Origin of the sequence: Chryseobacterium sp. WG23 (assembly GCF_024586575.1) — a bacterium.
In the GTDB taxonomy this organism is placed as follows: Bacteria; Bacteroidota; Bacteroidia; order Flavobacteriales; family Weeksellaceae; genus Chryseobacterium.
Genome location: NZ_JALCZE010000004.1, coordinates 220,337 through 237,467, shown reverse-complemented (window position 1 = coordinate 237,467; position 17,131 = coordinate 220,337). Strand labels below are relative to the sequence as shown.

The following is a 17,131-nucleotide window of genomic DNA, read 5'->3' as shown; positions in this document are numbered from 1 at the left end:
CTATTATACTAAAACATCAAAAACATGGAAATCAACGAAAAGTTAGAATCGAAAAAGGTTATAACAAATTATTATGAAAAAGTAAGAAAAGACCTGATAGAACAGTCAGAGAATGGCGTGTCTACTCACATTTTTCCGGATAGGCCGTTACTTAAGAAAGAAGTAGCCGAATTAGGCTTATTGCTGAGTGGAAAACCTAATTCTTATGAGATTGTAACTTTAGGCTCTAAAACTGCCGAAAAACTTAAAGGACATATAAAATCGGATCTCTGGGAAGATCAGGACTATTATAATTTATTGGTTTATTTCTTTGGGGATAATGCAGACCTTGTGAAGCATGTATGGAATAAAATGCCCTATAAAATGTATCAGACGGGGTATTACCGCCGTTCGTTTCGGGCGCCTCATCGTGAAGAATATATAGTACTGAATCAGATCAATTTAATAAGAGGGCTTTTACGCCTTCCGCAGCGGAATGCTTATGATCATGAATTTTATGACCTTTCATTAGAAGAACAGATTATATATGACAATGAAGTATCTAATAACAGCAGTCAGTTCTATATATGGTCGGCAGCTATTGATACAGGAAATACGGATATTTATCAACTGATTGAAGATATTATATTCAATAAACACACTCAGGGAAAAGTATCTTTGAATATGATCAAGGCTTTGCTCAACAGCGAGCAGAAACAGTGTTGGGAACTGGTGGAAAAACTTTTACTTGCTGCCCAACGTCAGGAAGGATTACGCCAGACGATATTAGAAGCCCTGGATGAGACAAGTGTTGGTGCTTTGGAATATATGACCCGTGTCATTGTAGAGCATAAACTTACTCGTTTTTCATCGGTTGTCCGGGCGGTAGATACCTGGACAGGTTTAGGCTGGGAAGCAGAGAAAGAATCTGTGGTGAAGAATATTGTATTACTGGCTCATACCTATTTCAAAAATCCTGAGCTGATTCCTGATGCCATAAAAAGTGAGAATAATACTGAGGTTTATATGGCGCTTTGGGTACAGGCTGTATGGGATGTGGAAAAAACAGTACCTTATCTGCATCAGTTGTTTGACAAAGGTAATACCGAAAAAAAGTGTTTAGCGATAAAATTTGCAACAGAAACGCAGAATCCTTACATTCAGATGCCTCTGTATTATAAAGCTGTGCTGGAAGGAGATATACAGGTATTGGCATTCGCAGGTCATTCAATATCCGAATTATTAAGTGTCAATACAAAATCTAAATTTTTTATCAATAATAAAGATTATCCGGACTTTTTTGAAAAACTGCATGAGCTGACTCAAAAAACAGAGATAAAAGAGAAGAAATTTGAGGGAAAAGTATTCTCATGGCTTACTGCTATTTTTAAAAAGAGTGATTTATATGCTTCTATGTTTTATCTGGTAGGAGAAGACAGTCATAAGCTGGATACTGTACTTTCTTATTTTGATCAGTTTGATCTTTCTTTACGGGAGCTGCTTACCCGAAATATTTTAGGTGATTTTTACTGTTATTCTTTATCTTATAATATTGGGAAACAAAAGAAGAATACGGTGACCCCTTTTCAAAAAGAGTTTGCCTTTAAGGTTATAAAAGACAGAGGTGAATCTCTGATCGCCTCAGGAATCAACGTTCTGCATCAGAATCCTTTACATAAAGAGGAAATAATGATTTTCTTTGATCTGTTTAAAAGAAAAGGGGGAACTCTCCGTAAGACGCTTATAGAGCTGGTGCTTGCGCAGGATGACACCGAAATTACCCCATTGATTGATGAACTTACCACTAAAGGTGATATAGAGCAACGGGCTGCTTCTTTGGATATGATGCTTCAACTTCAAAAAAACAAGAGGTTGCCTGTTCAAATTACTCGCTGGACACAGCAGTATGCCGAAAAGACAAAAGTGTCGGAAAGAGAACAGAGTCTGCTGGACCAACTTCATCCTTCCGATGATAAGAAAATACTTTCTGCTGAAAACGGATTCGGATTTTATGATCCTTTGGTGATCTCAAAATACGCATTACCAGCAGTGGAAGCCAGTTCGGTGTATGCACAGGCTGTTAAAAAAGATAAATATGGATTTTCACAACCTCTTGCCCAGGTAAAAGAAGAATTAAGAAAGCTTAATGATATATTTCTGCAGCATAAGGATTATGAATATGAATCCGAAGACTGGAACGGCTCTGTAACAATAGAATTGATGGGAAATACTTTCCGTCAGATAAAAAATAATACCGATGGGTTTACTCCTCAGCAGCTTGCTGAAAATTATCCTTTGTCTGAAGCCTGGGAACAATGGTATAAAGACTCTGGATTGCTACCCAGAGATCTGTTTTTGCTGACCTTTGCGGATACTTGTGACCGGAAAGTATTCAGGGACTTTTTAGAAGATTATGTATTCTATAACCAGGGTGTTATTCCTAATCCTACGAAAGGAAACTATCATTGGGATAATGCGATTAATAAAATCCTTTATTTACTGCAGTATAAGTTTGTATTCGAGGAAAAAGTTGATTTCTTACTGGATGCCTGCAGTACGCTGTTTGCCAATCTTCCTGAAGAAATTATTAACTATAAAGGAAAGGATAGTAAAGACTATTATTATTCGTATAAAGGGAATGGCTGGCAACAACTGAGCTTTTTTGATGCGTTTTTAAGGGCTGTACCGTTGAAAAATCTTACCGAAGAACAATATCTTAAACAATGGAATTTATACCGATGGATGCAGTATAATGGGTTGCCGGAAAATATAACAAATAGTGTTCCTCCCTTCCATGTATTCTGCAAAGCCTATGAATTGAAAGCCATTACCCAGGAAGAGCTTTATGAGGGAATTCTCACTGCAGATTCTGCGATCAGGGATCTTACCATCACCAAATTCTATCATCATAATGAAAAATATCTTGAGGTATTTCCATTCCTGAAACCGATGATTGAAGAAATACAGGATAAATTTCTGGATATAGAGCTTATTCGTGGTGATGCCAACACCTCTGTTTCTCATTTTGTACAGCAGTTTCAGACGATATATGGTACGCGCCGTTTTATTCAGCTTCTGAAAGGATTAGGAAAATCCGGGTTATATGCCAATTATATATACAGTTATAGTGGAGAAAATATGACGAAGCAGAAACTCTTTTCCTGGCTTATTTCGAATTGCTATCCGTTGGAGAGTGATACGCAGGAAGCATTTAACGAGATAGTGAAAAAAGAAAAGATTGCAGAACTTCGTCTGATACAGGCTGCAGTATATGCACCGCAATGGCAAAAGCTGATAAGTAATTATTTAGGCTGGAAAGGATTGGATTCAGCGATCTGGTGGATGCATGCCCATACAAAAACAGGAGCTTATGAAGCACAGAATGCAAAACTGGAAAGTGAAGTTGCAAAATATTCATCAGTAGATATTCAGGAGTTTAAGGATGGAGCTGTAGATAAAGATTGGTTTACAAAAGCTTACAGGGAGCTTGGTAAAGCCCGGTGGGAAATGCTTTATGAATCTGCAAAATATATATCTGATGGTAACGGACACCGACGGGCGAGGCTTTATTCCGACACGCTGGCTGGAAGTTTAAAAATAAAAGAAGTAACAACAAAAGTAAAAGACAAACGTGATCAGGATTATCTCCGTGTATATGGACTGGTACCATTGAGTAAAACTAACCCTGAGAAAGATGTCCTGAACCGGTACGAATACATCCAGCAGTTCAAAAAAGAAAGCAAGGAATTTGGCTCTATGAAACAGTCGAGTGAGGCGCTTGCTATTCGGGTAGCACTAGAAAACTTAGCCCGAAATGCAGGGTATCCTGATCCGATAAGGCTAACATGGGCTATGGAAACCAAGCAAATTCAGAATCTTTTATCAAAAGAAACGCAGGTTACCATTGACGGCGTTACAGTAGGTTTACTTATAGAAGACAATGGTAAAGCAGAACTTGTTGTATTCAGAGATGATAAACAGCTAAAATCTATTCCGCCAAAGATTAAAAAAGATAAAGCGATCATAGAACTTGGGAACTACCGTAAAATTATGCGTGAGCAATGGACGCGTTCCCGAAAAGGGCTAGAGGAAGCGATGATCAGGGGAGATGAGTTCTTTTTTGATGAAATCAAAAAACTTTTTGAGCATCCTGTTATTGTAAAGCATTTAGAGAAACTGGTGTTCATTTCCAGTGATGATAAAATTGGATTTTTCCACGACGGAAACCTGGTCAATACAGATGGCGAAATCCAGGAATTAAATGAGAATCATACGCTGCGTATTGCCCATTGTGTAGACTTCCATCAGCATTCAGTCTGGAATGATTACCAGCATTATTGCTTTAAAGAAAAGCTTATTCAGCCGTTCAAACAGATATTCAGAGAACTGTATGTTCCTACTCCTGATGAATTGAAAGAAAAGTCTGTATCCCGTCGGTATGCAGGACATCAGATTCAGCCAAAGCAGACATTAGCTTTGCTTAAAACACGTGGATGGAAAGTAGATTATGAAGAAGGTTTACAAAAAGTGTATCACAAGGAAGGGTTCCAGGTGAAGCTTTATGCGATGGCCGATTGGTTTTCACCTGCCGATATAGAAAGCCCCACATTGGAAACGATAGAATTTCATTCTTTAAAAGATGCTAAGAATATTCCTTTTGAAGAGATCAATCCAAGACTGTTCTCAGAAGTGATGCGTGATGTGGACCTGGTGGTATCGGTAGCCCATGTGGGAGGTGTGGATCCGGAAGCCAGTCAGTCTTCTATTGAAATGCGGACTGTACTGATGAAAGAAACTGCCCGTTTATTTAAACTTGAGAATATAAAGATTGAAGGTTCACATGTATTGATAAAAGGAAATATGGCAGAATATAGTGTTCATTTGGGAAGTGCTGTGGTACATCAGGTGCCGGGACATTATCTCTCCATACTTCCTGTTCATTCTCAGCATAGAGGGCGACTGTTTTTACCTTTTACAGATGATGACCCGAAATCTGCTGAAGTATTGTCTAAAGTACTGTTATTATCTAAAGACAATGAAATACAGGACCCAACGATACTCTCACAAATAAAGCGTGAGTACGTATAAAATACAGAAAGTACACTTTTCAAAGGTGTACTTTTTTGTTTTTCAAACCTTAAATTTGCTAAGCCATAAGCCATAAGCCATAAGCCATAAGCCATAAGCCATAAGCCATAAGCCATAAGCCATAAGCCATAAGCCATAAGCCAGATTTTTACACAAAAAAAGCATCCTTTTTCAGATGCTTGTGTTTTTAGATATTCTTTTTTTTAAACTTCGTCGTCAGAATCAATCGTGAAAGATTTGCTTTTGAAGTCTTTGTCATGTTTTTCAGAAATTACATCCTCCCCCTTTTCATTAATGATGAAATCTGTGGACTCATTAAACATCTCCTGAAAACTTTTAAAATCTTCCTTATAAAGGTAAATTTTATGCTTCTCGAATGTAGCTTCCCCATTCTCTCCGAAATTTTTCTTACTCTCAGTGATTGTAAGATAATAATCTCCTGCTTTCGTCTCGCGCACATCAAAGAAATAAGTTCTTCTCCCTGCTTTTAACACCTTAGTGAAAATTTCATTTTCATGGCGTTCCTTGTATTCACTCATTGTTAGATATTTTTTAATCTTGTTAAGAACAAATATAAAAGAATTCTTTTAATCACAAAATTTTTTTTATGATTTATTTAACAATTGAGAACGAAACGGCTAAGCAGTTACAGAATTGGCAATTTCCGTAAGGTTAATGATTTTGTCTGCTTTTTGAGCGCTAGACTCTCTGTGTGTGATAATTATGGAAGTCGCATTGCCTATTTTTTTATCAATATTTTCAAGAATATTCTGCTCGGTCTCCGTATCTAAAGCCGATAAAGAATCGTCAAAAATAATGATATTTGGGTCCTTAATTAAAGCCCGTGCAATACAGATCCTTTGCTTTTGACCTCCCGAAAGCATAACTCCACGTTCACCCACAAGTGTTTTATATTGCTCTTTAAACTCGACAATATTTTTGTGAACATCGGCAATCTGAGCATATTCTACCACTTTTTCGTGAGAAGGGTGATCAATAGCAAAACCAATGTTGTTTTCGATGGAATCAGAGAATAAATAGCTTTCCTGAGGAATGTACCCTATAAAATTCCTATAGTTGCTGAGATTGTGTTCTTTAAGGTTTTTACCGTCAATAAGAATTTCACCTTCCGTAGGATCAATCAACCTGCACAGAAGAAGAGCTATGGTAGATTTTCCACTTCCTGTTTTCCCCATAATAGCTAAGGATTCGCCGGCATTGATGGTAAAACTTAGATTATCCAGTGCTTTGATTCCCGTATTTGGATATACATAAGAAACATTTCTAAACTCTATATTGCCCCGGATAGGGTAATTCTCAAAGTTTGAATTTACAATTTCAGACTCCTTATCCATAAATTCATTAATCCTCTGCATCGATGCTTCAGCTCTCTGATTCACAGAAGTAACCCAGCCTACCATTGAGAATGGAAAAATTAAGGTATTTATATACATGAAGAAATCGGCAATTTTACCTATGCTCAATTCTCCTGCAATATATTTCTGACCACCAATCCAGATAACGGCAACATTCAGTAATCCGATTACAAATAAAATAATGGTAAAGAAATAAGCTTCAGTTTTAGCAAGATCTAATGCTTTGTTCTGATAATCTGTTACTTTGATCCCGTAATTCTTTTTGATGTATTTTTCTTTTGCAAAAAACTTTACCACCCGGATTCCCGAAAAGCTATCTTGAACAAAAGTTGAAATAGCAGACTGGCTTTTCTGCATGACCTTAGACTTTTTATTGATAATGGAACTTACCTTATAAATAGCATAAGATAGAATAGGAAGCGGCAGCAATGTCCATAAAGTCATGGAAGCATCTGTTTTCACCATATAAATAGAAGTGATGACAACAAGGACGATAAGGTTCGCCACATACATTACACCTGGTCCCAGATACATTCTTACGGCCACAACATCTTCACTTAACCGGTTCATTAAGTCTCCAATAGTGGTTTGCTTATAATCTGTTAAAGACAAATCCTGATAATGCCGGTAGATTTTATTTTTAAGTTCATATTCAATTCTTCTGGAGGCAACAATAATAGTCTGCCTCATCATGAAGGTGAAAAATCCGGTCAGCAGTGAGCATCCTACAATGATAGCAACATAAATAAGAACCTGGTTATTGAAGCCAAGATTCCCGTTTTTAGTGAGTTCATCCACGGATTTACCTACATACTGAACTTTATAAATATTAAAAAAGTTACTGGCAATGATAAATAGTACTCCCCAAAACAATAGTATTTTGTGTTTCCAAAAATAAGGGTTTAAGGTTTTTAGAGCTTTCATATAGTTTTACAAAATTACAAAAATGTCATCACACTACGAATTTCATCAATTTTAAATTTTGTATCTTTGCAGGCATAAAAAAGCTCTTTGAATGTTAGGAAGACGACAAATCCGTGAAAAATTAGTACAAACAGTGTATTCGTACTATCAGAACCCTGTAAAGTTTGATGTTTTAGAGAAAAACATGTTTGCTGGAATAGAGAAAATCTATCATCTTTACATCTATCAGCTGAATTTTTTGGTGGCACTAAAAGATTTGGCAGAGCATCAGATCGAAATCGGGAAAAATAAGTATCTGAAAACAGATGCTGATATTAATCCTAACCAAAAATTCATCAACAATCAAGTATTAAAGAAGCTGGAAGAAAATCCTGAGAGATTATTTTTCACAGGCCAGCACAAGCAATTGAAGTGGGATATGCACGATGATTTGTTGGTGAAAACTTTCCAAAGAATTACAGCAGGAAAACGTTATCAGGATTTTATGAAAGAAGATGGATATTCTTTTGAAGATGATCAGAAGTTTATCGGTAAATTATTCCTTAGATATATTGCTGAAAATGATGATTTTCATGATTATTTAGGAGATAAAGAACTTTCATGGTATGATGATATTCATATTGCCAATTCAATGGTACAGAAAACCATCGGTTTCCTGAAAGAAGATGAAGAAAGCAGAACTTTAATCAAGATGATTAAAGATGAAGAAGATAAAAGCTTCGCGGCTAAGTTATTGAGAGATACTTTGAACAACTGGGAAAACAACGAAAAAAAGCTGGAAGAGAGACTTGAAAACTGGGATTTGGAAAGGGTTTCTTTAATGGATAAAGTTATTTTATCAACAGCAATTTCAGAGCTTGATAATTTTCCGTTTACGCCTTCAAGAGTTATTATTAATGAATATATTGAAATTGCAAAAGTATTTGCCACAGACCGTTCCAATATTTTCGTTAATGGTATTTTAGATAAATATTGTAAAGATCAAAATAGAATATAAAATGAAAAAGACGTTATCAATTATCGCCTTATCTATCATAGGCTTGGGATTAGTTTCTTGTAAAAAAGAAAACAAAGAAATTCAAAGTGCTGAAACAGTAGCTGCTGACTCTACAGCAATAACAGCTCCTGCTACAGCAGATTCTACAGCAACTCCTGTAACAGGTGAAGCTCCTGCTGCTCCTGCTTCTAACGAACCTTCTACTTCTATTGCTTTATCTGAAAGCAACTTCGATTTTGGAAAAATCAAAAAAGGAGATAAAGTAGAGCACGTTTATGAAGTAACGAACACTGGAAAAAATCCATTGATTATTTCTGAAGTTAAGCCTGGATGCGGATGTACAGCTCCTGACTTCACAAAAGAACCTATCATGCCAGGTAAAAAAGGGAAAATTACACTACATTTTGACTCTTCAAACTTCGACGGAAATGTTCAGAAGTATGCAGATGTTTTTGCAAACGTAGAGAAAGCTCCAATTAAATTAACGTTCACTGCGAACATCCAACCATAATTTTAAAAAATATGTTGACATTATTTTTACAGGCACAATCACAGGGATCTTCATCTATGATGCTGATCATGATGGGGGTGATGTTTGTAGGGTTTTATTTCTTAATGATAAGACCTCAGATGAGAAAACAAAAACAAGAGAAGAATTTCCAGGAAAATCTAAAAGTAGGAACAAGAGTTGTACTTACTTCAGGACTTCACGGAAGAATTGCTCAGGTTCAGGATGATGGTTTTGTTATCGAAACATTATCAGGAAAACTGAAATTTGAAAAAGCAGCTATCTCAAGAGAAATGACAGAAACCCGTTTCGGAGATAAAGCAAAAGCTGCTGATAAAACAGCAGACAAAAAGGAAACAGAAACTGAAGAAAAGAAATAATTCAGCCTGAAAATAGACTGAATCGGCGGGTGAACGAAGTTCACCCGCCGATTCTTTTTTATAAAATACACTAAGCAGTTGATACAATGTAATAGTTATTTGAATAACCATTAATTTTCATTTTGAAAAAAGAAATTATCTTTGCCGGATGGATCAAAAAGCAAATAAAACTGTTCTTATTTTAGGAGCCAATTCAGATGTCGCCAAGCAATGTCTCAAGCAATATGTTGAAAAAGGACTTTCTGTAATGGCGGCTTCCAGGAATACCCAATCTCTTAAAGACTTTGTCTCTGAAAATAATTTGGATCAAAATAAAATTACAGTTTTATCTTTTGATGCCGCCGATTTTAATTCTCATCAGAAATTTTACGATCAACTCCCAATGAAACCCCATATTGTAGTATATGCTGCCGGCTTTTTAGTAGATAATGAAAAAGCATTGGCTGATTTTAATGGGGCTAAACACATGATGGAAGTCAATTATATGGGAGCCGTATCTATTCTCAGTATTATTGCAATGGATCAAAGCAATAATCATCTGGAAAGAATTGTAGGACTCTCCTCATTATCCGGTGTAAGAGGACGAAAAAGCAATTTTGTATATGGAAGTACAAAAGCTGCCTTTACCCAATATCTGGCAGGGTTAAGACAGGAACTGGCTTCCAGGAAAATTATTGTCAATGCTTTGGTAATTGGATATATCAGAACAAAGATCAATGCTGGATTAGAGCTTAATGAATCCTTGATGATGGAACCGGATTACGTAGCCGGATTTATTGTCAATGCCGGTAATTCCTTTATTATTGTTCCAAATTTTAAATGGAAGATTATTTATCATATTTTGAGACTTCTGCCGGAAGGCTTAGTCGCGAAATTACCGTAATGTTTTGAATATTAGGATTTAAAATAATCTGTGTAATGAATATTTTTATCATTTTCTTTGCTTGTTATGTATAATAATAACAACCTTATTTCTTTAAAAAGGGAGTTCGGTACCCTCTTTGCTATTATAAAAACCAAAATTATTTCTTCGTACTAAGATTCAATTTTTGAAATGATCATTGAGTAAGCTGAACCATTCTGTTTCGCAATCAATTTATTTTCATGGATAATACTTCTACTTTAACCTAAAAAACAGTTAAGGCTTGCTTCTTTTTGGAACCTGGTTATGCTATGGCTCATTTTCATTTTAAATCTTGTACAGGAGTCAATAACAGATATACAAATATTAAAATAAGCAGCAGAAAAATGAACGATTTAAAATTAAACAACATTCAGCAACACTGGGACTCTTTAGTATCTTCAGCAATTTCATGGACGCCAAGAATTATCACAGCAGTAATTTCTGCAGTACTGATCTACCTGATTGGTTCATGGATGATAAGAATGATTAAAAAGCTGGTTGCAAAAGCGTTTAAAAAGCGTAATATGGAAGCTTCTTTACAGCTTTTCCTTTTAAATATTATTAATTGGGGGCTTAATATTCTTCTTTTTATTGTTGTGGTTACCCAGTTGGGAGTGCAGACTTCAGCTTTTGTAGCAATGATTGGTGCTGCCGGTCTGGCGATAGGTTTAGCATTACAGGGATCACTGACTAATTTTGCAGGTGGAATTCTTATTTTACTGCTAAAACCATTTAAAATAGGCGATTTTATTTCTACCAATTCCGGAGTTTCAGGAACCGTTCAGGCTATTGATATTTTTCATACAAAATTAATCACTCCTCAAAACCAACTTATCGTTATCCCAAATGGAGTAGTATCCAATAACAGCATTACCAATTTTACTCAATTAGGTTCCCGAAGAACTTCTCTGGATATAGGTGTGGCTTATGATGCGGATCTTAAACAGACCAAAGAAATATTAATGAGAGTAATCAATAGTAACCAGTATGCCTTTACAGAACCTGCACCACAGGTAATGGTAACAGAACTTGGAGACAGTGCTGTAAACTTATCTGTACGGGTGACCACCTCAAATGAAAATTTCTGGAAAATGAATGAGGAGTTGATCATCAACTGTAAAGAAGCTCTTGATAAAGCCGGAATAGGAATCCCTTTTCCACAAAGAGATATTCATGTTTACAATAAATAATTATATTTGAAAATGATAAAAAAGATCCTGCGTTAGCCAATAATGCAGGATTTTTATTAAGCTATTGCTCAACTTTCTTTTGGGAATATTGCTGAATAAAATCTTTTAAAACTTGATAATCATTTTCTTTAAACTCAGCTTCTGTAAAAACATATTCAAAGAAGAATTACTGGCCTTTTCTTTCCAGTTTTTCATTGAATTCAAATTCAATCTTTATAAATTCATTCATGGGATAGAAGTAAAATTGTAAGCAAAAATATAGAAATTAATCCACATTCTGCAGCAACTCCAGAGCCTTCATCATATCAATACCCTTACCCAGGGTGGGTTTAAACAAATCTCCTTTTTCCTTTATTCTTTCCAGACTGTTATCAATAGTAAAATCAGTAGGCTTCAATCCCGGTCTCAGCTCATCCCATTCCACTGGCATGGAAACAGATGCTCCCTGTTTTGGCCTCAGGCTATATGCGCTAGCCAGAGTTTGTCCGGTTCGGTTTTGGAGATAGTCCAGATAAATTTTTTTATGATCCCTTTTTTGAAGGCTTCTTTCTAAAGTAGTAATCTTCGGTAACCTGTCATTCACCTGTTTCATGAGTAGATGTGCGAAATCTTTTACCTGGTCAAACTCGTACTTGCCACCCATCGGAATATAAATGTGAATTCCTGTACTCCCTGAAGTTTTGCAATAGCCTTTTATTTTGATGGTTTGTAAAACTTCATTCACCTGAAGTGCTGTCTCAATAACCTCATCAAACGTGTTTTTTGCTGAAGGATCGAGATCCAAAACCAGATAATCTGGATGTTCCAGATCCGGCAGAGAGCTATTCCACGGATTGAGGTCTATGCATCCTAAATTATTGAGATAAGCTAACGTTGCCTTGTCGTTACAGTACATATAATCAATGTACTTATCATTCGATTCGGAGTATACTTTTGTAGTTTTTATCCAGTCGGGAATATGATCCCCGGCGTCTTTCTGATAAAAGCCCTGTTCTTCAATTCCATTGGGAAAACGGTTGAGGGATAATGGTCTGTTTTTTAAGTAAGGTAAAATATAATCTGCTACCGACTGATAATAATCGATCACATCACCTTTAGTAATACCATCTTTTGGAAAATAGATCTTATCCTGATTAGTGAGTTTTACATGATGCTTGTTCAGTATCATCTCAGTTTCTTTTTCAGAAGGTTTATTTCTTTTAGAAGTGGCTTTTGCTTTCATTCCTTTAGGTTTTTCGTTTTGACTGTTAAGGCTTTTAATTTCTTCAGGTTCTTTATCTTCACGAATGGCAATAAAAACCGGATGCCGGAAGATTCCGTCTTTAGTAATTTCAGAATATTTAATCTCACCTACCAGTTCGGGTCTTATCCATGTTACCGGCATATTCGTTTTAGGGACACTTTCAAAGGGTGAAGATTTTATGATCAATTTCTGAAGCCTTCCGTAAAGTTCTTTTAAAGAATTTTGGTTGAATCCCGTTCCTGTATGGCCGCAATAGGTAAGCTTATGGTCAATATATTTTCCTAAAATTAAGGCTCCAAAACCCTTGCGTGAGCCTCTTGGTTCTGTAAAACCGCAGATAATAGCTTCATCAGTATTAGTGAATTTTATTTTAAGCCAGTCACTGGTTCTTTGATTTTCTATATATTGGCTGCTGGCCCTTTTAGCGATCATCCCTTCCAGTTTCAATTTTTTCATCTGATCAAAAAACTCAATCCCTTTTTCAGGGATATGATCACAGTATTTAATGGTTTCAGTTTCAATCAGGGCTTCTTTTAAAAGCTCCTTTCGCTGGATAAGAGGGAGCTCCTCTGTTGAGTGGCCATTGAGCCATAGGATGTCAAAAACCTGATAAGCAAGAGCTAAATTGGGATTATCGCCAATTTGCTGTAAAAGTTGAAAACTGGGCTTTCCCTGATCGTCATAGGCTACAATTTCCCCGTCCAGAATCATAGGATGCTTTTGTTTTTTGAAATCACGGGCTACGTTTTCAAATTTTGATAAAAATGAAATTCCGTTTCTGGAATAGAAGAGAGGTTCTTCATGGCTGAGATCAGCTATCGCTCTGTAACCGTCCCATTTTATTTCAAAAACCCAGTCCTTATCATTAAAAGCTTCTTCAGAAAGCTTCGCCAGCATAGGCCTGATAAAGGTTTTTAATTTTTTTTCGTTGGTTAAAGAGTTAAAGCTTCTGAAAGGTTTTTCTGAAGTTATGACTTCTTTTTTGCGTTTATTTTCAGGCTTTTTTTTTCCTCTAAAAATTGGGTGACTAAAGATTTTGAGGAAGTATTTTCTTCAGCATCATAAGGACTTTCAGCAAATTCGTCTTTATGTTTAATTAATAGCCATGCATTATTTTCTGCATTTTTCATCTTAACTAAAGCAAACTCACCTTTCAGCTTTTTACCGTGTAAGATAAACTTTAATGACCCGGAATGGAGTTCTTTCAACAGTTCCTTTTCATCAGAAAGCTTAGTGTTTTCTTCCAAAGGTTCATAAGTTCCGCTGTCCCATACTTCCACTTGCCCCGCTCCGTAATTTCCTTCGGGGATATTTCCTTCAAAATCTTTGTAGTCATAAGGATGATCTTCCACCATCATCGCCAGGCGTTTATCCTGTGGATCTAATGATGGGCCTTTAGGCACTGCCCAGCTTTTCAGAACACCTTCCATCTCCAACCGGAAATCATAGTGAAGCCTCGATGCTGCATGTCTCTGAATCACAAAAATCAATTTGTTTTTGCTCTTCTTTGTTTTTCCCTTAGGTTCACTGGTTTCATCGAACCTTCGTTTTTTATGATAATCTTTGAGAGCCATTATAATGCAGATTTAGAGTTAGAATTATTCAGACTGGCCTTCAACTGGGCCATCAGGTCAATCACTTTGCCTTCTTTAGCAGGCTGAGCTTTGTGAGCTTTTATATTTTTACCTTTCGCTTTCTGCTTAATAATCTTCATCAGATCATCAGAATACGTATCTTTATACATAGCAGGATCAAAATCCTGTGAAAGCTGTTTGATAAGGCTTACCGCCATTTTTAGCTCTGCTGGTTTCGGAGCTTTATGAGCAGGAATTTTTAAATCCGAATAACTTCTTATCTCCTGATCGAATCTCAGGCGGTTCAGAACCAGAATATCATCATTATATGGGCGTATCATTCCGATTGTTTCGCTTTCGCGGAGAACGAAAGTTCCTATTCCGACCATTTTTGTTTCTTCAAGTGCTTTTAGCAATAACCTGTATGCATTTTCACCATTTTTCTGAGGTTCCAGATAATAGGGAGTTTCAAAATAGACACTGTCTACTTCCACTTCCTTTACAAACTGGTCAATAGAAAGTATTTTTGTCTTTTCGGGACTTGCAGCTTCATAATCTTCTTCATCCAGAATGATGTATTTGTCATCCATGAGATAGCCTTTGACAATATTTTCCCATTTGACTTCTTTTCCCGTATTTTCGTTCACTCTTTTAAATCTAATATTGGAAAAATCAGATTTATCGAGCATATCAAGGTCCAATTTGCTGGTTTCCGTGGCAGAGTAAATCTTAACGGGGATGTTTACTAAACCGAATCCAATGGCGCCATTCCAAATTGCTTTCATTGTCTTACGTTTTTAAAAATCAAGCAATTAATATGCCGTTGAAAGCTCATGTGGTATGTGTTTGTATGCTTTTTGTCAAATGACAATTGTTTTACAGACATACTTTTATACCTTTATATTTTCCAATTTGTGGGCAAATAATCATGGATGAACTTTTTAATTACATCAAAAAATTTGGCGTACTGAGTAATCAGGAAGAACTTCTCATCGCTGAAGGAGTCCAGGAGATTACCGTAAAGAAAGGTGACAGTTTTGTAGAAGCAGGAAAAGTAAGTAAAAAGATTGCTTTTGTGAAGGAAGGAGTCTTCAGGTCTTTGTATTATAATAAGCAGGGTGATGATTTTACCCGGTATTTTATCTATGAAGGACGGTTCATTGGAGATTTCCAGGGTTTTACAGACCAGGTTTCTTCTCACGAATATATTGAAGCGGTAACCGATGCTGTACTGTTTGTGATTGATTGGGATCATTTTAAAATCCTGGAAAAAGAAATTGCAATATGGCCTGTCCTATTTGCGAGAATTCATGTCTTTGTAGCGGAAAATAAACTTAAGGTAGCGAGTATCATGCTGAACCAGGATGCCAAAGCCCGCTACATTCATTTTTTAAACCATTATCCCGGCCTGGCTAACAGAGTTCCTCAATCTATGCTGGCTTCTTACCTCGGGATTACACCCTCTTCCTTAAGCCGGATCAGAAGAAATATTTTATAGTATTTAAGCAGATAATACCTATTTCCATAGGAAGCAGAATATAGGTCGTCTCCTACAATGATCAATCACTAGACTTTATTTAAAACAGACGTACATTATACATTATACAATTTAAAATCCACGCTTTTTGCCAAATGACAATGGCCTTGCTGTCCGGCTGGTCTAATTTTGCAGTATAAAATTAAAAATATGGATATTGTATTAGGATTACAGTGGGGTGATGAAGGAAAGGGAAAGTTTATTGACCTTATCAGTGAAAACTATGATATTACAGCACGTTTTAATGGAGGTTCCAATGCTGGACACAGCATACAGCGAAACGGAAAAAGAATTACCCTTAAAATGATTCCTTCGGGGATCTTTATGAAAACAGTACAGAATGTTATTGGAACAGGAACCGTTCTGGATCCTGTAAGTTTTAAAAAAGAAATACTGAATCTTCAGGTATTTGACCAAACCTTACAGCCGGAGAAAAATATAATTATTTCCAGAAAAGCTCATTTGGTATTACCCACTCATAAATTTCTGGATATTTTTATGGAGGAAAGCCCGGAATATACCACGATAGGTACAACAAAAAATGGAATTGCGCAGGCTTATTCCAATAAAATACTAAGACAAAATCTTAGGGTTGGGGATCTGTTTTCATCAGATTTCCAAACGAGAATAATACATATTTTAGAGAGAGACTATAAAATGCTGACAGGCAATGGGATGGTTTTACCTTCTTTTGAGGAGATGAGCAAAGAGTTCTTTGAAGCGGTAGATTTTCTTAAGAGATTCAACTGTACAGAAACTGAAATCTATTTAAATACCGCTTTAAATGAAGGGAAAAGTGTATTGGCAGAAGGGTCTCAGGCAGCCATGCTGGATATCGATCACGGTACTTATCCATACGTAACCTCTTCGTCTACTACGGCGGCGGGAGCCTGCAGCGGATTAGGTATTTCACCGAAAAAAATGGGGGAGATCTATGGGATTGCAAAAGCCTACTGTACAAGGGTAGGAAATGGAATGTTTCCTACAGAGCTTTTTGATGAATTGGGGGAAGAGATCAGGATAAAAGGAAATGAATTCGGTTCTAATACAGGAAGGCCACGTAGAATAGGCTGGTTAGATTTACCTGCTTTACAATATGCTGTAATGATCAATGGAGTTACCCAACTGGTGTTGACGAAAGCTGATGTTTTAAGTGGATTAAAATCAGTAGCTATTTGTACACACTATGAACTGGAAGACGGAACAACAGAAAAGGTTTCCGCAATACTTCCGGATAATGCAAAACCGGTACTGAAATGGATGGAAGGATGGAATGCAGATTTTCACAATATGCAAAATACCTCCGAACTGCCCAAAGAATTAAATGATTTTGTATCGTTTTTAGAGGCAGAATTGGGTATTCCGGTAGCGTATCTTTCTATAGGCCCGGGAAGAGAGCAGATTTTGAAAATGAAATAAACTGGACTAAGA

General features: G+C 36.4%; 13 protein-coding genes. 8 read left to right on the top strand and 5 right to left on the bottom strand.

What is annotated here, in order from left to right:
- Positions 1-24: 24 nt before the first annotated feature.
- Positions 25-5,067 (top strand): DUF4132 domain-containing protein, encoded by a 5,043-nt coding sequence (locus MP477_RS08075; protein ID WP_257189952.1) that lies wholly within the window; start codon positions 25-27, stop codon positions 5,065-5,067.
- A gap of 203 nt (positions 5,068-5,270) precedes the next feature.
- Here MP477_RS08075 and MP477_RS08070 read toward each other — a convergent pair whose 3' ends face one another.
- Entirely contained in the window at positions 5,271-5,606 is a 336-nt protein-coding gene (locus tag MP477_RS08070; protein ID WP_034701927.1) for a DUF3276 family protein, read from the bottom strand.
- Positions 5,607-5,705: 99 nt separating this feature from the next.
- On the bottom strand, positions 5,706-7,367 hold the full coding sequence (locus MP477_RS08065; RefSeq protein ID WP_257189950.1) for an ABC transporter ATP-binding protein: 1,662 nt from the start codon (positions 7,365-7,367) through the stop codon (positions 5,706-5,708).
- Between the two features lie 91 nt (positions 7,368-7,458).
- Here MP477_RS08065 and nusB point away from each other — a divergent pair, with 91 nt between their 5' ends.
- The 5 genes from nusB (at position 7,459) to MP477_RS08040 (ending at position 11,346) form a co-directional block, all read left to right on the top strand.
- Positions 7,459-8,364 (top strand): transcription antitermination factor NusB, encoded by a 906-nt coding sequence (nusB, locus tag MP477_RS08060; protein ID WP_257189949.1) that lies wholly within the window; start codon positions 7,459-7,461, stop codon positions 8,362-8,364.
- Position 8,365: 1 nt separating this feature from the next.
- Positions 8,366-8,875, top strand: coding sequence for a DUF1573 domain-containing protein (locus MP477_RS08055; protein WP_257189948.1), 510 nt, complete (start codon positions 8,366-8,368; stop codon positions 8,873-8,875).
- Between the two features lie 11 nt (positions 8,876-8,886).
- A complete protein-coding gene (gene yajC, locus MP477_RS08050; RefSeq protein WP_257189947.1) occupies positions 8,887-9,252 on the top strand; it encodes a preprotein translocase subunit YajC in 366 nt (121 codons plus the stop codon).
- Positions 9,253-9,400: 148 nt separating this feature from the next.
- A complete protein-coding gene (locus MP477_RS08045; RefSeq protein ID WP_257189945.1) occupies positions 9,401-10,135 on the top strand; it encodes an SDR family NAD(P)-dependent oxidoreductase in 735 nt (244 codons plus the stop codon).
- 365 nt (positions 10,136-10,500) lie between these two features.
- Positions 10,501-11,346: a mechanosensitive ion channel family protein gene (locus MP477_RS08040; RefSeq protein WP_257189944.1), complete on the top strand. Its 846-nt coding sequence runs from the start codon at positions 10,501-10,503 to the stop codon at positions 11,344-11,346.
- Between the two features lie 265 nt (positions 11,347-11,611).
- Here MP477_RS08040 and ligD read toward each other — a convergent pair whose 3' ends face one another.
- The 3 genes from ligD to MP477_RS08025 form a co-directional block, all read right to left on the bottom strand.
- Positions 11,612-13,486, bottom strand: coding sequence for a DNA ligase D (gene ligD / locus MP477_RS08035; RefSeq protein WP_257189942.1), 1,875 nt, complete (start codon positions 13,484-13,486; stop codon positions 11,612-11,614).
- A gap of 71 nt (positions 13,487-13,557) precedes the next feature.
- Positions 13,558-14,163 carry a DNA polymerase ligase N-terminal domain-containing protein gene (locus tag MP477_RS08030; protein WP_257189941.1) on the bottom strand — a complete coding sequence of 202 codons (606 nt, stop codon included), beginning with the start codon at positions 14,161-14,163 and terminating at the stop codon, positions 13,558-13,560.
- Entirely contained in the window at positions 14,163-14,948 is a 786-nt protein-coding gene (locus tag MP477_RS08025; RefSeq protein WP_257189940.1) for a Ku protein, read from the bottom strand. The genes MP477_RS08030 and MP477_RS08025 overlap by 1 nt, the downstream gene beginning before the upstream one ends.
- Positions 14,949-15,091: 143 nt before the next feature.
- On the opposite strand from MP477_RS08025, the gene MP477_RS08020 reads away from it, so the two are divergent.
- Positions 15,092-15,661 carry a Crp/Fnr family transcriptional regulator gene (locus tag MP477_RS08020; protein ID WP_257189939.1) on the top strand — a complete coding sequence of 190 codons (570 nt, stop codon included), beginning with the start codon at positions 15,092-15,094 and terminating at the stop codon, positions 15,659-15,661.
- Between the two features lie 189 nt (positions 15,662-15,850).
- A complete protein-coding gene (locus MP477_RS08015; RefSeq protein ID WP_257189938.1) occupies positions 15,851-17,119 on the top strand; it encodes an adenylosuccinate synthase in 1,269 nt (422 codons plus the stop codon).
- The last annotated feature ends 12 nt before the right edge of the window (positions 17,120-17,131 follow it).